Below are 21,023 nucleotides of genomic sequence, written 5' to 3' on the forward strand. Positions count from 1 at the left end.
TTAGCATAAACGCTATACCCGAACTGTAAAAAGTAAAAAGTATCCCACCACTCAGGTGGCGGGATTAGCCTTGAATTTTTTCCGGATCGTTTATGCTTAACTTCTAAGCCATTCATCAATCAAGGAAAGCAGCTGCTGCGTTGTTATAGGAAGCTCAAAACCAGCGGGCCCTCTGCTGCTTACCCAATCATCTATGGCTGTTAACACATCCGCAGTCTCTATTACATTAGGATCACTGCCAAGTCTGCCGTAATACGCTGTAATATCAAGAGTGATGGTTTTATCTCCTTGTACAATTGCTACCACTTCACTTGATGTAATTACTGTTCCGTCAATGTGATATGTTCCAATAGTAGCATTGCCTGGGGCAGTCAGTCTATAGACAACTGTCTTGTTAACTCCTGGCGTCACATTGAACCATATCCATTCATTGGTGCTATTCTTGAAAGCATCTGCATCGTCAGAAATTTGTGTCAAATTCCATCCCGCCGGGATAATTTCCTGAAGGGAGAATGCTTGATTTGTAGAACTGCTGATATTAACAGTAACAGTGGTTGATTCTCCTATGCGTAGAGATTCTTTCTCGATTGTACGTACAGCAACGGTAACATTCGTTGGTGATGGTGCCATGGACAAGTTGTTGCCGAAGTCTATACCTGTTATACTCTCATTGCCTGTGATGGTTACATTATAAGTTCCATTTGTAGGGAATGTCTGTATCCAACCCGTCTTAAGAACCTCTGCCACAGTGTAATTGCCAGGTATCAGACCGCTGAAGGTATAGTTACCATCATTGTTCGTAGCAGTAGTTTCATTGCTGCCATTTTGATCTGTTAGAGTGATTGTCCAATTCGCAAGTCCGGGTTCGTTCGCGTCCTTCGCTGAATCATTGTTGAGGTTGTTGAACTTCATGCCTGAGATACTGCCATTTCCGATTATTGCTGTCGATGGTGCAAAAACAAGTTTATTCGCTCCATTATCATAGCTGTGCCTTGTCTGCGCGTTATCGAAGACCGCAGTCCCAAATAAATATTCCTTTGTTATATCTGAGAATTGAACATCATACTGGCTTTCTGTTATCAGTTTTCTGCCATATTCCAGAGTCCAATTGCCATCCTCGTAAACTGTTTTGCCCCCGATATCTGCCCTATCCCCTGTCGGGGGTCTTACTATAATGCCTGCAATTTCATCGCTAGCATTATATATGTCATTGAATGGCTGTTTCTGGTCATCAAATATCCAATAAGGCGGAGCTGGCTGGTCTGCTGAGGTGAAATTCGGTGCAGTTTCGTTCGCATCTATGTTATTATAGTACGGCACAAGCCCCGGGTCGCTATGTCTACCTGCATCTGCTGTAACATTGCTATAACGTATAGAGTCCAGATATTGGTCATCCACAAAGCCAGTTGTATTGGTTCGTACTATTTTCATATGCCACAGATCGCCTATTTCTCCGGGATTTGCTGTGTACATATTACCATAAGCTTTCACATCAGAATTTTCACCTGCATGGCAAGTAGCAAAACAACCACCGGTTTCAAAGTCAGTGATATTTATATTCCACAACTGTGAAAACTTATCTTCATAATAAGTTTCTTCTCCTCCCTCTTTAACATTAGGTGTTCTAAGCTGCTCCCATGTGCCGTTAGGCTGTTTCTGCCAGGGCATACGTCTTAAGCTTTCTGTAGGATCGTTCCACTTTGCAAGGAAATATACTGAATCATTAGTATAAATGCTCTTTAAAGTAACCGTATGTGCTCCTGTGTTCGCCCCTCCGGATATATTGATAGTCATGGCGGTTGCCTGATCCCATATTGCTTCAGGTAAGCCGTCTATGACTGGCGCTGTTGCCACTTTTACAGAAGTAAGATTACCAACCGATGGTATTGCAATCGTGAGATTATTGCCGAAGTCCATACCTGTCATACTCTCATTGCCTGTGATTGTTACATTATAAGTTCCATTCGTTGGGAATGTCTGTATCCAATCCGTCTTAAGAACCTCTGCAACAGTATAATTGCCAGGTGTCAGACCGGTGAAGGTATAGTTACCATCATTATCCGTAGCAGTAGTTTCAGTGCTGCCATTTTGATCTGTTAGAGTGATTGTCCAATTCGCAAGTCCGGGTTCGTTCCCATCCTTCGCTGAATTATTGTTAAGGTCGTTGAACTTCATGCCTGAGATACTGTCCCCTACAACAACTACAGGTGGATCGCTTGAATTCCCTGGGAAAGTCAGATTATTGATTTCGTCGATGTTGATAAATCCGTCACCATCTGAATCTAAGGACTCTATCACTGTAAAGTCTATTGCATTGTTTGACAGGTCTGTACCGTACGCATTAAAGGACGGAGGACCTGTATGGCATGTACTGCATGTATCAAGCCTTGATCCCGTTGTGCCATATATTGCGTTGAAATCGTTATTAATATCGCTATTAGCTAAAGAATTCGGCACGCTTACAAGAGTTACAAATACTAATAGCAATAGCATAAAACTTATTTTTCTTTTCATTTATTTACCCCCATTTCTTATACGAGACCTCTAAATTACGTGTTAGTGTTGATTGGATTGAGATTTAGAGCGTTGCTTTAGGGAGCATAACTTCCTTATGCCCTATTTCTAATATTACTAACCCGAATTAAATGTCTTCGTAATTATGCACAGCTTTATGGATTGATAAGCCTTACGGTCGGTTTATATTTATATATAATTCCGAAAAATTGATTAGAGTATTTTTGTTTGATTCCAGTATCTATATATTCGAGAGCAACATCCACTAAAATAAGGATTGAAACAAAAATGAGTAAAGATGGAATGAACACGAAAGTCACAAGTGCAATTCTACTGGTACTTGCGATAATTGTAGGAAGTTTATTGGGAGCATATCTATTAGCCTCTGTTACAGGTACCGAATCATATCAAGAATCGTATCAAGATCCTGTGTATAAGAACTATACTTATGACGAACCCATCTATCGAAATGTATCCTATCAGGAACCTGTATATGGAACATTATATACAGGAACAATAGGTAAATGGAATTATACTTCTGGCGATGTGAAACAAGCACAGGAGTATACAATTACTAATGCAATTTCAGGAGTATGGAATGAGAGTGGAACCAATCATGGAGCTAAAAAATATACTGTCTATATATGCTGGAGTCTATCTGACTGCCAATACTATTACGATATAGAGTTTAGTAATTTGAAAGAATCTCGTGGAGTTATAAGATACGATACGAAAACAAATCCGGCGGTAGACCATTATGAAACAAAGTCGAAAGATGTAATAGACCATTATGAAACGAAATATCAAACTAAGTATAAAATAGTGACAAAGCAAAGATGGGAGTGGATTGTAGGAGTAAGCCCATGATCAAGATCAGGCTTCGTGTCCAGAAACCTTCCGCAATATTTATCGGATAGTAAGCCTCATATTAATATTAAATGACATTAAATGATATCGATGCTCTTAAGAAGATCTATCCTGAGATATTCGCCAATAACGTAACAGTCGTCGATATAACCGTTTGGATCTTTGTTTTCATACTGCCTTTTTTAATTCCATATTTATATATAAGATTTTTTGAGAGCAGGACTGTTTTATTTATCAGGAGTAAGTTAATACCATTCATTAAATACAGATTGCACCTGGTAAAACTTATTATTTTTATGAAAAGAGTGCTTGAGTACCCGATAATCAGGGCTCCGAAAGTGAAGATCTTGCCATCATCGTCAAGAGACAACGGTTCAAAATAATCTGGATTTAATAAATCTTTATAAGACTTTTTGGTTTTCATCCTGTGTCTAAAAAAGGTTTTAGTGTTCCAGTAGTACTCTTATGATAATCATCTATTTGTGGGTGCTACTACACAATATGATTGTAGTGCTCCGGCAGGTTGGGGGAGTGTGGTTTAAGAATAAAATCGGTTACCTGCCCGCGCACACCATAATTATATCTATTTTAAGAATTTTCCGATTATTCCAAACATCAAAGCTTTATGTAATAAGAATCATCTCAAGGCTCGCGCGGAGGTCGCCCAGCCAGGTCAAAGGCGCAGGATTTAGGGTCTTCCACCAATCATCACGTAAGATTTATGACTATGCATAACGAAAAATAGCATCTAAAAATAGGAATTTATCCGATTTAAATCTTACGAAATATATTACGCAATATGCGAGGGTCGCCCAGTCAGGTCAAAGGCGTTAGCTTTAGGGGCTAATCTCGAAGGAGTTCGTGGGTTCGAATCCCATCCCTCGCACTCAATATCATTTTTTCCACAAATATCCCAGAATAATCCCATCATAACCTATAGTAGAAAAACACAACTCCCCATCCTGCGCCTGAATTTCAATCAGAAAAATCTATGTTATTTGGCTTTTAAAAAATAGTATCGCTATTGAAAAACAATCTTTCTTCATCTCTTTCTTTTCAATAAATGTGTTATCATGACCAGCCCGGCGATTGCAAATATTATTTCAAACCCCGGTGCTTTTTGCAGCTTCGATGCCTTATCAAATGCTTTATTTGCTTCTTCAATTCGTCCAAGATTCTTAAGAGAAGTTCCTTTGTTATACCACGCATCGGCATATTTTGGATTAATCTTTATTGCTTCTTCAAAGGCTTTGATTGCTTCTTCGTATCTTTCAAGATTGTCAAGGGTAATTCCTTTGTTATTCCATAGCTCTTTATAATCTGGATCTATAAATATAGCTCTATCATATGCTTCAATCGCTTTATCGTACTCACCTAAATCTCCGAATGCAACTCCTTTGTTATTCCATGGCTCTTTATAATCTGGATCTATGGCAATTGCTCTATCATATGCTTCAATTGCTTTATCGTACTCACCTAAATTTCTGAATGCAACCCCTTTGTTATTCCATGGCTCTTTATAATCTAGATCTATGGCAATTGCTCTATCGTAGGACTCAATCTCTTTTCTATAATCACCCAAATTCGAAAATGCTACACCTTTATTGTACCAAGCCTCCTTTAAATTTCTATCTATGGCAATTGCCATGTCAAATGATCTAATAGATTTGTTATATTCCCCTAATCCAGCAAGTGCAAGCCCCTTATTATACCAAGCCTCCTTAAAATTCGGATCTATAGCAATTGCTCTATCGTATGACTCGATCTCCTCCACATATTCTCCCAATTCAGCAAGTACAAGCCCCTTATTATACCAAGCTCCTTTATGCTTTGGATTTATAGCAATTGTGTTATCAAATGACTCAATAGATTTATCATATTCACCTAAATAATAATATGCAATCCCTTTATTGTACCATGCGCTCTCAAAATTTGTATCTAAGGCAATAGCCACATTGTATGACTCAATCTCTTTTCTATAATCACCCAATTTCGAAAATGCTAAACCTTTATTGTACCAAGCGTCCTTAAAATTTCTATCTATGGCAATTGCTTTATTAGACGCGTTTATAGCATTCTCGAATTGTCCCAATTCTACAAGTGCATATCCTTTGCCAGTCCAAGCAATTTTATCGTTCGGGTCTAAAGCTAATGCCCTATCAAAAGCTTCAATCGCTTTAAGATATTCACCTAAATAAAAATATGTTTGTCCTTTATTGGACCATGCCTCTTCGTAATTTCTATCTATTATGATTGCTTCATCATAAGCTTCAACTGCTGTTTTATAGTCTTTTTGCCTATAATAAGATAATCCTTTACCAAACCAAGCTTCCTTATTATTTGGATCTACAGCTATTGCCCTATCATATGCTGCTATAGCCTTCATGTACTCGCCCGAATAATGAAAAGCTATACCTTTGTTCAACCACGCATTAACAGACTGTGGGTTAATATTTAATTCTTCATTATAGGCTTTGATTGCTTCTTCATATTTTCCTGCATTAACCAAGTAATTGCCTTCCTTGTTCCATTCATCAACGGTTTTAGCTTCCACTAATGACGGAAATATTGCAAATAATATCAGACATAAAATAAAAATGTATATTCCATTCGTTTTCAATCCCTCCTGCGCGTAAAATTTTTTTATATATTTCATATAGTTCTCCTTTTCAGATCAAATTGACACGCCAATGAACGTTTTTTTATCAACACTTTAACGATATCAACTGCATAAGTTGCTCTGACTTCAAAATTAATCGGCACGACACTTCTCCCATAGACCCATACTGTTATTTCTTGCAAACTCTTCTTCAAAAGAAAACCATTTCATGAACTGGAACGGTTCATAAATATAATTATAGCCATATCCGTTTTTGATCAAATAATCATTAACAAATTCACCATTGGATAAGAAAACATACCTTAGCAATCGTCCATATTTATCTTTATCCGAACTCATGGGATCCGGTATCAGGTATACCTTCTTTCCATCAAGAAGTCGCTTTGTTTCCGCTGAAGATTCAGGTCCATAACACTGCACAGGCTTTTGTGGATGGACTGTTTCCGGCGTATCTAAACCGAGGAGCCTGACCCTCTCTGTTGTATGCCCTAATGTAACATCAATTGTATCACCATCTATAACCCTGGAGACTGTATATAGCTGGGGAACTGCCAGTTCCTTTGGAAATAAATTAAATGTAAGAACAGAACCCACCAGAAGTCCTGATACAAACATCAGCCCAATAAAAAACAAAGATTTTCTATTTTGTTGAATATTGATCACTTTATTTTTACCTGGTCTGACGATTTGATAATTATTTCGGCATTTCCTTGATATGCTCTAATAAGGCCAGTAATTTCAACATTTTTACCAGAATACTTCTGAGGGTTTGGAATTTCACCACTGTCAGAACTAAATATTACAGCCGAAAATGGACAGGTTTTATAATTGGAACAATAATTTAGAAAGGTATTGCCTGCAGCGGATGTAAACACCTGTACAACTTCTCCTTTTATACATCCAGTTTCACCAATATGTGACCTTGCTTCTTTAAAACTATAACAGGTTGTTGATTCAGTCTTGATCAGGGGTAAAACCTGCGGATTGGATCCGGAACATATATCGGGGTCATCAACTTGCCGCCCATCGGAACAAACATACTTTGTTTGAAAAGAATTACCAAAAAAAACAATAACAACTATCGCTAATACAACAAATCCAAATAGAAAATACTTTATTTTGCTTTTTTTAAGATGTTGTGCTTCGAGATCACGTGAACTTTCAAATTCTTCCATAACATCCCGGTACTCTTTGGATTTTGTATCAATGATACTAATAATTTTGACACCACCTAAACATAGTACCACAATTTTGAGGTGATATTTAAATATTCCTATTTTCCGTTTATCCTATTTCATTGTATTCAATTTTTAAGATAATATATTAACAATAATTCCATGAAAGAAGAACGCATTGCTCAATCAAAGATTACCCGTAGAAATCAGATCACACTTCCTAAAAAGGTAATAGATAAATTAGGCAAGTTAAGAGAAGGAGAGTACATATTATTTTATGAAGATAACAACCGTATCTGGATAAAAAAAGGGGAGCTTGTGGAGACACAACGGTAACAAATAAGTACATCTGGGTTTGCCAATGTTTTCTCTTATTCACGGGCGCCGCTTTTTGCGGTTGCTGCATTGTTGTCCTTACGCTCCAATCACCGCATCCTTCAATGCGCTCAACGCTTGCTTCGCGCATTTCAGGCACGGCTCTCGCCTTGCGGTAATTGTCGCTGCTGGCTGTGGCGACACTCTTGCGCTCTTGCTCCAGAGAGTCGCCGGCATCGGTGATCATGTCATTTTTTCAGGTTGTAACGGTTAACTGAGAATGGGCGCGCGGGAGTATGCTGTGATAAGGGGCAGGAAGATATCGTTCACGGGGCAGCAGGTGGAAAGGATATTGTGCCTGCCCTGCTGTAGCTGGCTTTAAAATAATGGTCTTTATGCCGCTTACCATCACCATAATTTGAAGTGGTTGCCAATTTTAGACATTTGTTACCAAGCCGTTTATATTGCCCGTTGGCTTCTTTATAAGTTCAATATCCTGCAATACAGTCGTTCCAGATACAATAGTAACAGTAACCGAGCTATTTGTATAGAACTTGGGTTCGCTGGTCGCAGTGAGATTATAGGCTCCAGCAAGGACAAGTATTGAATATTTGCCTGATTCATCTGTATTTGTTGTGATGTTGGTATTTGTGGAAATAGTAACACCTGCAATCCCTGTGCTGTTGTTTAACACAGTACCGAAAATATAGCTATATCCAGATGGTATTGTCAATGGTAGTAAATCGGAATTGTTCGCATCGAGAACATATGGAGAGTCGCAAATCCCATCTTTGTTCGCATCTGTGCACATCTGGCTGAAGCCTGTGCCATTGGGATATGCCCAGAAGTTTCCACCGAGGGATGGGGCGCCGATAATGTTGATGCCTGGTGTTTTGGTGGTGTTCCAAGTGTTGCCAGAAATTATCCCTTCTTGGATGTAATTATTAGTATTGTTGAAATAATTATTATTAATATTGTTGGTGATAGAATTCCAGAGATAGACTCCAATATTATTATTTGCGACATTGTTACTATTAACTGCGTTACTATCGGAAGATTCCATATAAATGCCCTGATTGTTTTTAGATACGCTATTCTCACTTAGAATATTGGTAGATGATCTCAAAAAGATCCCGGAGCCATTGTTCAGGTTTGCAGTGTTGCCACTTAATGTATTGTTATTACCCCAAGAGTTTATTCCTATACCGTCGCCGCGACCAAGACCATAACCGTTGTTAGAGCTAGCGATGTTTGCAACGAGTATATTATTGCTGGAAAGCCCAGCCACATTGATACCATAGCTGTTGTCAGAAGCATTATTCCTTTTTAGAATATTATCATTAGAATGTACAAGAACGATACCTAGGCGGTTATTAAATGCTTTATTACCACTTAAAGTGTTATTGCTGGAATAGTCAAGCTTGATGCCAAAATAGTTACTCATCAAAATATTATTTGAAATATTGCTATTACCACCATTTCCAATATAGATTCCAGCCATACTCAATGCATTTTTTAATGTAAATCCACTGATGTTCACGGAATCCACACTTACATTTATTACATCCTCGCTATTGATTGGAGATTCCAAAATTGTATAATTAGGATTTCCAGATGTTGAGCTTAAGGTTATCTGTTTATTCACTTTTATATTCTCGTGGTATGTACCACTGTCCACATGTATTTCATCGCCTGGGTTGGCACCATCGATGGCTAATTGGATTGTTGTGTAGGTAATACCTTTGTTCATATTATGAACAGAACCTTCGCTGGAAACCTTGGTGAGCCAGGCATCATAATCTCCAGCTCCATAAGAGACTGTACTGCCTGCGAGAATATATCCTCGATCCAAAGTTTCTTGAACAAAATTTATAAGGTCTGGTCTAAAGGAATCAATTCCTCCAAATGTCATATTCCATAACTCTACGCCATTAGAATTAGTTCTTACCAGCCAACCATAACCTCCTCGGATTAGATGGCTTCCATTTGCATCATATGAATATCCCCCAATAATAAAACCTCCTTCTGAAGTAATTTGGATAGGCCCGAATATCTCAGAGTAATTATTTCTCTCCTGATAGGTCTTGTTCCAGAGTTCATTACCATTAGAATCTGTCTTAATCAAAAGACCATCATCATAATCAATTGTACCTGCTAATTCCTTATTTCCTGCTAAAACAAATCCATCATCTGACGTTTGTTGGATAGAATGTATTATACTATATTCAAATGTTCTGTTCCATAATTCATTTCCATTAGAATCAATTTTAATTATTTTAGTATCTGCCCCTGTACATGATAATAAAGAGACAACATAAGCATTATCTAATGTATCTTGGATATTTGTTAATTGATAACAACCAATCAATAATGATTTATTCCACAATTCATTGCCATTTAAATCTGTTTTTATTTGTATTAAATTATTAGTAGGTCCTCCAGAATAACTCATTCCTATAAATGTATATTCTTCATTTGATATTTGTTTAAAGAAATAAAATCTTTCATCTGCACTTGTTTCTTTAAATGTTTTATTCCAAATTTCATTACCTTCTGAATCTGTCTTAATCACCCATGCATCGTTATCATTTATTGGGCTTCCCAAAGAACCAACAATTAAATATCCTCCATCAGATATTTTATTCGCAAAGTAAGGGTAGTTGTATATGCCTTCTACCAGAGTTTTATTATGTAATTCATTACCTTCTGAATCTGTTTTGACAAACCAAGTATTAAAACCAACTTGAGATTCTTTACTGCCAATAAAAGTATAGTTTAGATCTGAAGTCTGGTAAACATAAATGGCATTCTCTCCATGCTCCCCACCAAAGGTTTTGTTCCATTCTTCAACCGGAACTGCACTCGACATCTCTGCAAGCAATATAACCAGCATCGTTATTCCAAACGCTATTCTGAGGGCAACTCCTCTCCAAATCTTATATCTCATCATTGATCCACCTATCCTATATAAAGACACAATCTGTTCGCTCTATAAGCAAAACACTAGACAATATACATGTAAACATGGTGAGTTTAAAGTTCTTTGGAAAAAATTTTCTCAGATTTAACCTAATTACCAAGAATTTGCTTTAATTTAAATCACTTTTAAAGTTTATGCCTGATCGAATGTTAAGTATGTAATTCATGGGGTAATGAGCATTCTGGACACACATCGATATCCGTGACGGTAATATAGGGATATATTTCGGGGCTGCGATTATGAGAATGAGGCCGCCCTGGTATCTGTGCTTCCTGTATTGCTGGATCTCAGCGAGAATCGATATTGAACCAATTTCATGAAGTCGTAGCACATCCACCGGAATTTTTCGGTCTGCTAGGCTTGTTATAAGGTTTCTGAGGATACAAATACCTTACCCGCCTTGTGATCGTGACTCATATCGCATCCTAGATGACGTCTATGCTTTGCTGTTTTGTGAAATTAACCAAAAAAAGTATAATTGTCCAGCCGAGCCAGGCAAAGCTTCAGACTTGATCATTTAAGTCATATTTTCTTCCTTTTAGGTCTAAAGAGTAATAATTCGACAATGATATTCTCTATTGTTCTGCTGGAACAATTATTCTATCATGTTATACGCCGGATTTAGAGACACTCTTGAAAAACTTTCTGCGAAGAATAATATCAAATAATGCGGTTGTTATCATTTGATTTCTGTCCTCAAATAATCCCTCTGCAATACACTTGTCCATTTTATCAATTATTTTTTGATCAAGTTCGAGACACATAACGTCACCGTTATCGTTTTTTGGTATGTTTGTATTGAATGACATATTCATCAGACATCACTAACGCTCGTTAGTATTTAAGAGTTTCGTTTTTATTTTATAATTTATATAAAATATTACGCAGACATTACGGGCGTAATATTTGAAGCTCTCCTGCGTCGAATTTCTTCTTCGATAACTGCGAGAGTTTCAACTTTGTTCACATTAGAAAGAGTTATATCTTCTCGTTGTTCGCGTCTGTTGGATCTCATAGTGAATTATATATACGTTAGGAAATAATAAGGTTGTGCATCCCCAGAGAGCTATCAGGATGCACAGCCTCATTAACAGTATACTTTAGGATATATCCTTTTTCACCAAGCTCGGCTTAATTTTTCACGCTTTTTGAGATGAAAAGAAAGAGTCGCATTTTCATTGACGGAATGACCTTTGGCATGCGTTTTTCTTTCTTTCATCTTCTTCCGGTTTCGGGCATGACCGCCCATATTCAGAATCCTTCAGTAATTGCCGGTTTCTGCTGAAGGGCTGACAGGCCACCGGGGATATCAGGGATCCCGGATAATTTCGTTTCGATTGGAGTAAGGATCTTCTCCATCTTCTTTAGGGAGCTTCTACTCTCTGCGATTGTGGATTCCAATACATCTACACGGTCTCTGGATATAACTCCCTGTGCTATACCCTGGGAAATTAAGGATTCCGCTTGGGTTATTTTCGAGTTGAGGCTCTGCTTCCTGGAATCATAGTCTCGGCCATTCATTTCGAGGCTTAAGCTTGCTGATTTTATCCGCTCGATCAATTCAGAGTACTCTTTCGCCTGGGCTGATGCTGCAGACGAGGAGTCAAGGAGGTTTTTAACTTGTTCCCGGGCATCTGGTGAGACAATGACCTCTAATTTAGAGCTGACCGTAATATTTTTCATAATTTCGGTGTGGTTCCGCTCGATCTTTGCTTTTGCATCGCTGATCAGCTTTTCAAGCTTCTGGATCGTGGTTTTATCAAGCTGCATTATTTCCTCTTCTCATTTCTAATGTAGGCTGATTCGATTAGGGCAGTTCTGTTCTGTGCTCTGACATTTGATGCAAGATCCTCAAGGCGTAACTCATCGTAGGTCTTAAGCTCTTCGATTGAATAAAATTGTGGCAGCGCGTCGTGTATGGTTTTTATATTTTCGTCTTTTGTCATATTATAATTCTCCTTCTATTGCTTTCTTATTTTCTTTTGCTTTTAATTCTATCAATTCGCCATTTCTATCGGCGAACATTTGCGGTTCTCGCATCTTGTTTTCTGGTTTTTCCATTAACATCTTTAGTTCCTCATTTTTTTGTGTCATTTTTGATGTTTGATGACTGTAATTTTTGTATCAGCTGCACGATATCCCGGGTATGTGACTCGTCAAGATCTTGAGAGATCCGAACGTGCAGTTTTGATAGTTGTGTGAGATTTTTTCGAATCGCTTGTGTGGATCTATGGTGTTTTTTTAGGTCCCTCAAGAATTGATTGAGAGTGAACGACACTTTAAGATATTCCCATGCCTCTTTTCTTTTTGAGGATCCCATGTTGCGAATTTCCGAAAGTATGTCACTCATTTTTTGCCTTCTTTGCCCTTGTTTATATCTTCTTTTTCTTCTTTAGGTTCAGATATAAAACCGAGGGCTATCATTATATTCCTGATTTCATCTTCCCTTTGGAAAATTATGGCGAATTGATCACATATTCTGGTCTCGTTCTTTCTACAGAATGAATCACTATTCAAAACTTCACCCATTTGTTCCATAAGTCCGACCTGGCGAACTGAAAGTTCTAAAACTTGTGAATTATAGTAATTTTGTCCAGATTGTGCCAGAGCATCCCTGTAGGATTTTGATAGTTTATCTACTTTTTTTGCGAGTTCTGGCCTGTTCTTTGACCAGAAAACGTAGATTTTCTGGATATCGTTGCAATAGAGGCCAGCCTTCAGATTCACTAGGATCGCCCCGGAACAGACCTAAACCCCTGTCTGGCTGAATTTGAGCTAATAGGATCCAATAACCATCCAATAACCGCCCAATAACCACCCAATAACCACTTCGAATCGCTAGCAGTAACCAGATAACCACCATAACCACTTGAAAATATATGTTTTATATATTTTGGCCTTAAAAGTTGTTCAATATAATAATCTGTGGTTATAGTGGTTATAGTGGTTATCGTGTCTATGCAAGTGGTTATTATACTGGTTATTATATGGTTATTAGTGGTTATTGTGTTATTATAGATATACATATTATTCATTTCGGCCACCCCATCTTCAAAATGAAGTCATCAATAGCCGGTTCATTCTCAAGTGCCAAAGAAACTGATAGTGCTTCTCTCATTCTTTCCCGGATCTGTACCAACTCCTCTTTATTTGCAGGTGTGGGAAACTTACCATATCGCTCATTAAGAAATTCAAACACCTTTTCAGGATTCTGGTTTTCAGGTCTAGCCAGATATTTTGCCAGGAAGCGGATAACCCTCTTATTTCCATCATCATGTTTCTGAACAGTCGTGAATCGCCCAGGTTGTGGTGTGATAATTCCTGATGCTCTCCAGTCCTGAAAGCAGCGATTGACATCATACCCGGATTGTTCAAGGTACTTTTTCAAGGTCTCCGGAATAAAATCAACATATCGCCGCTCGCTGTACTCTTTCCCATTTTCCAAACCCTCATATACTACAAGCCAGCCGAGGATCTCGTAATGATAAGCCCCATCATCGTCAGTGAATATTATATTATCACGTTGGGCGTGTCTCTCTGTCAGGAAAAACTTTCTCTTATTCTCCACAAGTGACGCCACGGATTCAAGGGCCCTATCGCTATATTTTTGAATCACATTATTTTCAGAGATCTGTTCTCTCACAGCCCGGGTGAATTCTACAGCATCGACCTCCTTAATCCCGATATCCTTGAAAATTTGCTCCAATAATGTTCCGGCCAGGGCGATTGCTGCATAAGTGTCATCCAATCTCGTATCTATATTTGATGTCGAACTGTTGAATGATGCTTTGATTTTAAGAAATTCGCCTTCTAAAGACCCGAAATTTTCAAAAACCTTCTGGATGAATAATGGGAAAATATGCCCATAATTCACGTTTATACAGTGATTTGCTTTCTCCAGCTCCTTTGGAATTCTATCAAGGATCCCACCGTAATATTCCAGGGTCCTAACCTGAGCACCGGTGTACATATTGTCTGAAGTAATGGGCGCTTCACCTGTCAAATGTACAACAGTATTCCAGGTACCGGGTTCTTGAAGCTTCCCGTCTTTAGTTCCTCGGTTCTTAGTTTTTCCATTGGCCCACATATATATGAGCTCCTGCAGCTGCTCTGGTTTCATGGAGCTCGTCTCATCAAGATAAATAGGCAGGTCAGTATAATTCTCGGCTACACGCTCGCTTCCAACTTTCGTTCCATCTGCTGATTGGCGAAGACCACTCGGAGAGCCAATCATGCTGCTCGCGACATTTGAGGAGGCTGTTTTTGCCGCTGTGCTTTCATAATATTGATCCAAAACATATGACTGTACATGCAAAAACCGCAACAATACGGCTGATAACGAGGTATAGCATTTGAATCGAACGATCTGGTGATCAAAGAGAGGTGAAACTCCATCGATCCAGGATGCAAGAGATCCGGAAATGTAGGATTTTTGGAGATTTCCTAAGTTTTTAACGACTTGGGGTCCTTGTACTGTGTAACCAACATCGCCAAGCACGAACATTTCATGATCATTTTTCCAGCCATTTTTGCTTACTATTTTTAGTTGTGGAAGGTACTCCGCAAGCCTATTAATGGAATATGAAAAATATGATGTTAGATCTTTAGCAAGTGGTTCCGGTACATTAACTCCCATTGCCATCAGTTCAAATATCCCGGATTTGGTCAGGACTGTCTTGTATGGTACTAGAATTTCCCGTTCTCTTCCTCCAGCATCTTTATAATTTAGTTGAACATGGCTTTCTCCCCGATCCATATCGAAACCGAGAGCCGTCACGAATATAGGAGTATAACACAATAGGACTTCACTCACCTCCCCATCGACATATTTCAGTTGAACAATACTAGAATTCACACGATATCTTTCAGCCAAAATATACCGAATTTCTTTAATATCAATTTTTTTGTTATCTCTAGGTGTGTTTTCAGCTTCGTTTTCCTCAACTATCTGCTTAGCTTCGAGATCAGCAAGCAGTTTTCTCCCTTCCTCCGACCTATCAACAATATTAGTCGGACTCTCCTGCGATATGGTATTCATGCCATCTATAGATGTTACCATTTCAGACCACCATTCCGGGCAGGGCAAAGGCTTTTATATTTTTAGGCACATTATAGTCATTGCAGGAATTGTTTGAAATTGGAATATTCTTGACAATTCCTTCATATCTCTTCTCCATTACTTTGCCTCAGCATCTTCCAGTATTTTCTCGATGTATGCACTCCGGGGTATAAGCCCCCGCTTGCTCTCGATTCTCTTTAATACTCCAGTATCTAACGATATTGAAAACTTTGTGTGTGTTTTTTGCATCATAACAGTAATACTAATAGTACCGACTAATATATAAAAAGAACCTTACTGACGTATTTTTTTCGATATAAAGAAATATTACACCTCTTTTACCTTAAAGAGGTAATTATTACGCTTGTAATAAATAAATGATATAGCTTAGAACTATTCTTAGTTTCCAAAATAAGGATTTTCTAATAAATCGATTGGCGTGTAATTCATGATCAAAAGCGCGCAGGAATAATCATACACTACAGGCCTGGGATATTCAGAGGGCGGCGCGCTGTGATCAGCGACCTACCGTCTAATTATTGTCGGGGCAGGCTTGCCCCTCCGTGCGTTTCGCTACGCTCAACAGCACACGGTAGTAGGATTGCCGCTTGTGGCTCCGGTGTCATCGTCCATGGTCGCATATTAAATGAATTTGTCAATTCCGAATTAGTATAATATATAATTCAGGAGTTATTATAATGGTAAGAACGACAGACCTCAGACTAAAGAGGCGAAGATTGCAAATCATCGGATATGAACGAAGGATTAACGAGCGCAAAGAAGAATTCGTTATGGAAGTCGTGAACACGATCCAGCTGTCAATCTGGAAAGAACAGATCCGGAACAACCTGGCACCGATCGGGTGTTAAGGTTAAGTTGCTATTTTTTTTGTTTTTGGTCTTTTAATCCGGAAACCTGCCGTGTTCGCGGATATTAAATGAAATTGTTAAAAGTGAAATCGCAAGGCAACTGCCGGCTACAACCGGCAATAGCCACGGAAGCGATTACCGCCTGAACAAGAGGCAGTTAGATATGAATACTGAACTAAAACCACTTAAAACATTCGCTCAATCCGAGCGAGAATCGTTAATGAAACAATTCCACGATGTTGCGGCACACCCACCGCAGACAGATCCTTTCAGTCATGCAGGAGCTCAGGCTTGGCAGGAATGGACAGAGAGCTGCAGAGCCTACGAAAATCTATTATTCAGCATGGGTGTGCCACTATGATCGCCAAATCTGAGGTTTTCATTGGTATCAAAGATCCTGCTACACTGGGAAGGTTGGCCCGGGCATCCGAGATCCGGGTTCTTAATCGCTTTTCCTTTTTTGAGGCGATAAATACCAGAAACGGTCATCGGTATCGAGTTGATATCAATGGTCAAGACATTTCATGTAATTGTCCGGATGCAAAAAACCATCAATGCAAACACGAAATAGCAGTTCTTAGAGACTTGAATCTCTTTAAGGAGGTGACTTAAATGTCATCTTCTTTTTCCGTCTATGATATCATCACGGACCAGATCATCAAGAAACTCGAATCTGGATGCATACCATGGAGAAAAGCCTATGCAGGAGGATTCCCGCAAAATGGGATATCCAAGAAAGACTACCGAGGTATAAACTCGATCATGCTTCTGTGTGAATCACGATCTAATCCATACTGGCTAACTTTCAAGCAGATTAACGAGATGGGCGGGCATGTTAAGAAAGGAGAACATGCAAGCAAAGTGATCTTCGTCAAACCTGTCAAGAACATCTCTGAAAACGAAGCGGGAGAACTCGAAGAATCCAGAGGCGCGATAATGAGATATTACAATGTCTTTAACTTCGATCAGACTGAAGGACTACCTGCAGAGAAGTTCTCAGTCGAGTTGAAACATCATGAGCCGATCCCGGAAGCGGAAGCAATCATCAAAGGATATCAGGGCGCGCCAATAGTCCAACATAAGGAGCAGCGAGCTTATTATTCACCCGGGCAGGATTATATCAATATGCCGATCCTTGGAAGCTATGATGAACCCGAATTTTATTATAAAACGTTATTCCATGAGCTAACTCACTCCACAGGCCATACGTCCAGGTTAGATCGCGGCCTGACAGGTCATTCAGCATCCGGTGAAGAAGAATATTCCAAAGAAGAACTTGTCGCAGAAATAGGAGCCTCGTTTTTATCCGGGCATTGTGGCATTTTCAATGATCCGCAATTGGAGCAATCAGCAGCTTACATCAATTCCTGGATTAAAGCATTGAAAAATGATAAACAGATGCTCATTCAGGCTGCAGCTAAAGCTCAGAAAGCAGCTGATTTCATCCTTGGAAGGCAGGTGATTTCATGATTCAATGTGAAGACTGCAAGGTCTTCTTCTTTTTGAAGGAATCCCTTGATGAACATCCATGTATCGGATATGTGGCCTTGGATGATCCGATTCGAAAATCACTCGAATGGCGTGAGGCACATCAATGAACAGAGATCTTTCTTTTTCCCAGAACCTCAAAGCGGGAGTGAGCAAGCAGGAGCTCATGACGTATTATGCTTTGACTGAATATGAATACGAGCGAGTGATCAGATGTCTTGCAGATATCAGAGCGAGAGCTATGAGAACTTGTTAATTTTTTTATTATTGCGTTTATGTTTGAATATTCAGGGCATGGGGAGAAGTTGAAGATACATGCCCGGTATCATGATGTGAGCCATCTTAACTACTGTCGGCAAGCTCGCCTCCGCGTGGGATTCGCTGTTGCGAACCCACGCAAAACGGTAGTGGGAAAGCCGTGAGTGTGCTGTATGCCTTTGAATGGAAAAGCAAACGACAACGCATGAAGATAGGGGTATTTGGCAGTTCTCCCGAATGCCAACATGCCAGCCTTTGAAAAGGCTTAGGCCAAACTTTCCGGGTATGCCTTCTGTTGAAGGCAGTTATTGTTTTGGTAATAGATACCAAGTCTTTTAATTTGTTAATGGCGCGATAGCGCGCAAGTTCTAATGTTATCGAATCAACTTATCCAGGAAGAAGAACAAACGAGAAGCGGATAATTTATAACTCTATAATATAGTAATAATTGTATCGATTATCCCAGGCATGCAGCTCTCATCTTGTTATCAAGTCTGGTATTAGGAAAGACACACGCCCACCGCTATCGAATTAATGGTAAATTCTTTAAATCTTCATCATCTTATATAAGTCTCTCCATCGCTTGAAAAAATATTAAAAAACCTTAATCGGTTTGGGTTAATATAATAGCATGATTATAAATATATTGATTCCAGCCCGACATTTTGAAGATCCATATTTACCAGGGAAAATCTTTTTGAAAAAGAGATCTGATTTTTAAAAAATTTTGAATTTTGCTCGAAAAAATTAGGTTTTTTAGGCTGCGTATAACGATTTCATAGGGAATAGATCATTAACCGCCCTGAGATCGTGCCTCATATCGCATCCTGGAGGCTATCGCTGCTTATCGTTTTTTGATATATGAAAAGGAATAGATCTTCTCTGTGGTTCTAGCGGACCCCCGCGTTCAAATCGCGGCCGAAGCGCCTTATATTAATAATTATTTACATACTATTATAATATAATCACATGAGCATTATGATATGAGGTTGTATTTAAATAGATATTTATTATATTATATGGTCATGGGTATTTTAGAATCTATAGGTCAAGGAATAGTCGCAGTTATATTAGTGATTATCGGCTTTTTTTTGGTTTTTTTCGCATTGGTTTCACTCGCGAAAGGCAACGGTATCACAGGGATTATTAGTGGTATTGTCGGAGCAGGCATAATAGTTGGCGCAAGAAAATATAGGGGAAATTAACTTCATCTTAAAATTTTATTCTGTCATCTCTGCAAATCGATTTCTATAAAATATGTGGGTCCCATATCAAAAGGATCTGCATCATTGAATATTGCAGTGGGTAAATCGTCACACTTTGTTTTATGAGGTGTACATTTCATATAATAAAACAAATGGAAAATATAATAATGCCTTTAGGCAAAAGAATTGAAAATTTTTTTGTTTGTAAGGGACATAAAATAGACCATGCTACATATCAGTTCTTTCTAAACACGAAGAGGGCTCCTGTTCCAACCTCAGAAGATATAAAAGAAGCAGAAGATCTTGCAAAAAAATTAAAAGGAAACTCTAGCAGAGATACTTTAGATAATATAATAAAATATCAAAATGAGAATATAGCCTATTTTAATGAAAGAGCCGTTTGCCTTGATGCATTTATATATTCAATTATATTTGGATTATTAGTAATTCTTAGTCTTGTGCCAGCAGTATCATCACAAACATTATTAATAATTTATATTACATTTTTAATATTCTGTCAACTGGGCATAATAATGGTCACTGTTGATAGATTTAGGAAAAAAATGAAATGGAAAAAGGAAAAGTTTCATTTGAAAGAATTAATACAATCTATAATAGAAGCTTCGAAATATGGGATATTTCAAAAAGATATGCCGGTAAAAAAAATATTGGACTGGAAACTTGCAATATGCCGAGATTATGCAAGACTCACAGCATCTTTGCTCCGTAATCTATTTCCTGATTCTGAACTTTATTTTATTTTTATGCATGACCATGTGGTAGCAGGAATAAAAATCAACAATGAAATTAATGTCTTTGACCCTCATTATGATAACCCGACTCCGCCAACCGTTCTTAAGTTGGATGAATGGTTAAATAAAAAGGAGTTAAATGTCGATGCCTTTGCATCAAAAAAGGATTCAACACTTCGGTTTTATTATAAACATAATAAATAATTCAAGAGAAACAATTGTACATTCGTGCAGCGTTTCCCGTTCATCTTTTTGCCTTCCTGCAAAGTCTATATCTTTCTTATTTATTATCATAGCCTGAGCTATTCAGATTCTTTTCTATTTTTGATGTTTTTCTATTTTTTCAATATTTCAAGTCTGAACCTGCCCCCTTTAATTTCAAGTGGATATTTTCACAACCTGCCAGAGATTATTATTTTGAAAATTTTTGCGTCACTGAAAGTGCAAGTACCACATGCGGTAACCCTCGCTTCCTCAGAATAGACCTTATTCTTCCAAAATCTTTCGGAATGGATGCCTGATCAATAAGAAAATCAACAGCTTTGATTATGATTGCTTCAGTACTCTCCTGTTCTTCTTCCGATCTCCGGGCCTCTAGTGCACGCAACTTCGCGTCTAGGATTTTGATGAGTTCATTATAAGTGATAATGTTTTTCATCCCTTCAAGTCCCTTGAAAATCCGAGCTACCGTATAGGGAGGAGTCAACATTTCCATAAGACGCCCCGCTAGTGGAAACCGGCTGACTTAATTTTAATTTTCCAAGTGTCGTATATCGGAAATAGATTAGTTCTGATCTGAGCAATACTGCCTTATTTTCTTCAATCAAGATATTCGCGGGAATCCCCTGCGTCATATTTATGATGATGGACCGACTTTCTAAGGTTGCGAGAAACGCCCTGGTAGAAGCGATAGCTTTGAAG

At 38.5% G+C, this 21,023-nt stretch carries 23 protein-coding genes and 1 tRNA gene; 11 read left to right on the forward strand and 13 right to left on the reverse strand.

Features of this window, described 5'->3' with window-relative positions:
• Positions 1–96 precede the first annotated feature (96 nt).
• Complete coding sequence (locus CL181_RS19255; protein ID WP_097300940.1) at positions 97–2,514, reverse strand: ethylbenzene dehydrogenase-related protein; 2,418 nt, start codon at positions 2,512–2,514, stop codon at positions 97–99.
• A gap of 303 nt (positions 2,515–2,817) precedes the next feature.
• Between CL181_RS19255 and CL181_RS19260 the strand changes: the two genes are divergently transcribed.
• From CL181_RS19260 to CL181_RS19275, 3 genes are all read left to right on the forward strand, one after another.
• A complete protein-coding gene (locus tag CL181_RS19260; protein ID WP_141398978.1) occupies positions 2,818–3,381 on the forward strand; it encodes a hypothetical protein in 564 nt (187 codons plus the stop codon).
• A gap of 71 nt (positions 3,382–3,452) precedes the next feature.
• The gene (locus CL181_RS19920; protein WP_141398979.1) at positions 3,453–3,764 is read left to right on the forward strand and encodes a hypothetical protein; all 312 of its coding nucleotides are present in this window, start codon (positions 3,453–3,455) and stop codon (positions 3,762–3,764) included.
• A gap of 418 nt (positions 3,765–4,182) precedes the next feature.
• Positions 4,183–4,267: transfer RNA gene (locus tag CL181_RS19275), tRNA-Leu, on the forward strand.
• A 156-nt stretch (positions 4,268–4,423) separates the two neighbouring features.
• Here the strand turns inward: CL181_RS19275 and CL181_RS19280 are convergent.
• The 3 genes from CL181_RS19280 to CL181_RS19290 all read right to left on the reverse strand — a co-directional run bounded on the left by CL181_RS19280 (position 4,424) and on the right by CL181_RS19290 (position 7,176).
• Complete coding sequence (locus tag CL181_RS19280) at positions 4,424–6,037, reverse strand: tetratricopeptide repeat protein (protein WP_097300944.1); 1,614 nt, start codon at positions 6,035–6,037, stop codon at positions 4,424–4,426.
• Between the two features lie 96 nt (positions 6,038–6,133).
• Positions 6,134–6,616, reverse strand: coding sequence for a thermonuclease family protein (locus tag CL181_RS19285; protein ID WP_141398980.1), 483 nt, complete (start codon positions 6,614–6,616; stop codon positions 6,134–6,136).
• Positions 6,617–6,660: 44 nt separating this feature from the next.
• Complete coding sequence (locus CL181_RS19290) at positions 6,661–7,176, reverse strand: hypothetical protein (protein WP_097300946.1); 516 nt, start codon at positions 7,174–7,176, stop codon at positions 6,661–6,663.
• Between the two features lie 162 nt (positions 7,177–7,338).
• On the opposite strand from CL181_RS19290, the gene CL181_RS19295 reads away from it, so the two are divergent.
• Entirely contained in the window at positions 7,339–7,512 is a 174-nt protein-coding gene (locus CL181_RS19295; RefSeq protein WP_097300947.1) for an AbrB/MazE/SpoVT family DNA-binding domain-containing protein, read from the forward strand.
• Between the two features lie 235 nt (positions 7,513–7,747).
• Here CL181_RS19295 and CL181_RS20725 read toward each other — a convergent pair whose 3' ends face one another.
• From CL181_RS20725 to CL181_RS21345, 8 genes are all read right to left on the reverse strand, one after another.
• A complete protein-coding gene (locus CL181_RS20725; RefSeq protein WP_176505343.1) occupies positions 7,748–7,900 on the reverse strand; it encodes a hypothetical protein in 153 nt (50 codons plus the stop codon).
• 27 nt (positions 7,901–7,927) lie between these two features.
• The gene (locus CL181_RS19300; RefSeq protein WP_097300949.1) at positions 7,928–10,441 is read right to left on the reverse strand and encodes a nitrous oxide reductase family maturation protein NosD; all 2,514 of its coding nucleotides are present in this window, start codon (positions 10,439–10,441) and stop codon (positions 7,928–7,930) included.
• A 910-nt stretch (positions 10,442–11,351) separates the two neighbouring features.
• Positions 11,352–11,486: a hypothetical protein gene (locus CL181_RS21340; RefSeq protein WP_255251643.1), complete on the reverse strand. Its 135-nt coding sequence runs from the start codon at positions 11,484–11,486 to the stop codon at positions 11,352–11,354.
• A 236-nt stretch (positions 11,487–11,722) separates the two neighbouring features.
• Positions 11,723–12,241, reverse strand: a complete 519-nt coding sequence (locus CL181_RS19310) for a hypothetical protein (protein WP_097300952.1) — start codon at positions 12,239–12,241, stop codon at positions 11,723–11,725.
• Complete coding sequence (locus tag CL181_RS20730) at positions 12,241–12,417, reverse strand: hypothetical protein (RefSeq protein ID WP_176505344.1); 177 nt, start codon at positions 12,415–12,417, stop codon at positions 12,241–12,243. The genes CL181_RS19310 and CL181_RS20730 overlap by 1 nt, the downstream gene beginning before the upstream one ends.
• Positions 12,418–12,817: 400 nt before the next feature.
• Positions 12,818–13,198: a hypothetical protein gene (locus CL181_RS19320; protein ID WP_097300954.1), complete on the reverse strand. Its 381-nt coding sequence runs from the start codon at positions 13,196–13,198 to the stop codon at positions 12,818–12,820.
• A 304-nt stretch (positions 13,199–13,502) separates the two neighbouring features.
• Positions 13,503–15,530 carry a DUF927 domain-containing protein gene (locus CL181_RS19330; RefSeq protein ID WP_097300959.1) on the reverse strand — a complete coding sequence of 676 codons (2,028 nt, stop codon included), beginning with the start codon at positions 15,528–15,530 and terminating at the stop codon, positions 13,503–13,505.
• 117 nt (positions 15,531–15,647) lie between these two features.
• Positions 15,648–15,782, reverse strand: a complete 135-nt coding sequence (locus CL181_RS21345; RefSeq protein ID WP_255251644.1) for a hypothetical protein — start codon at positions 15,780–15,782, stop codon at positions 15,648–15,650.
• A 446-nt stretch (positions 15,783–16,228) separates the two neighbouring features.
• Here CL181_RS21345 and CL181_RS20740 point away from each other — a divergent pair, with 446 nt between their 5' ends.
• The 7 genes from CL181_RS20740 (at position 16,229) to CL181_RS19355 (ending at position 20,306) form a co-directional block, all read left to right on the forward strand.
• Positions 16,229–16,399, forward strand: a complete 171-nt coding sequence (locus CL181_RS20740; protein ID WP_176505346.1) for a hypothetical protein — start codon at positions 16,229–16,231, stop codon at positions 16,397–16,399.
• Positions 16,400–16,756: 357 nt separating this feature from the next.
• Entirely contained in the window at positions 16,757–17,011 is a 255-nt protein-coding gene (locus CL181_RS19340) for an SWIM zinc finger family protein (protein ID WP_097300962.1), read from the forward strand.
• The gene (locus tag CL181_RS19345; RefSeq protein WP_097300963.1) at positions 17,012–17,869 is read left to right on the forward strand and encodes an ArdC family protein; all 858 of its coding nucleotides are present in this window, start codon (positions 17,012–17,014) and stop codon (positions 17,867–17,869) included.
• The gene (locus CL181_RS21350; RefSeq protein WP_255251645.1) at positions 17,866–17,997 is read left to right on the forward strand and encodes a hypothetical protein; all 132 of its coding nucleotides are present in this window, start codon (positions 17,866–17,868) and stop codon (positions 17,995–17,997) included. The genes CL181_RS19345 and CL181_RS21350 overlap by 4 nt, the downstream gene beginning before the upstream one ends.
• Positions 17,994–18,143 (forward strand): hypothetical protein, encoded by a 150-nt coding sequence (locus CL181_RS20745; RefSeq protein ID WP_176505347.1) that lies wholly within the window; start codon positions 17,994–17,996, stop codon positions 18,141–18,143. Before CL181_RS21350 ends, CL181_RS20745 begins: the two co-directional genes overlap by 4 nt.
• A gap of 1,027 nt (positions 18,144–19,170) precedes the next feature.
• Positions 19,171–19,350 (forward strand): hypothetical protein, encoded by a 180-nt coding sequence (locus CL181_RS19350; RefSeq protein WP_141398982.1) that lies wholly within the window; start codon positions 19,171–19,173, stop codon positions 19,348–19,350.
• 152 nt (positions 19,351–19,502) lie between these two features.
• Positions 19,503–20,306 (forward strand): transglutaminase-like domain-containing protein, encoded by an 804-nt coding sequence (locus CL181_RS19355; protein WP_176505348.1) that lies wholly within the window; start codon positions 19,503–19,505, stop codon positions 20,304–20,306.
• 208 nt (positions 20,307–20,514) lie between these two features.
• On the opposite strand, the gene CL181_RS19360 is transcribed toward CL181_RS19355, so the two are convergent.
• A complete protein-coding gene (locus tag CL181_RS19360) occupies positions 20,515–20,817 on the reverse strand; it encodes a hypothetical protein (protein ID WP_097300968.1) in 303 nt (100 codons plus the stop codon).
• Between the last annotated feature and the right edge of the window lie 206 nt (positions 20,818–21,023).

The organism is Candidatus Methanoperedens sp. BLZ2, from assembly GCF_002487355.1.
Lineage (GTDB): Archaea > Halobacteriota > Methanosarcinia > Methanosarcinales > Methanoperedenaceae > Methanoperedens.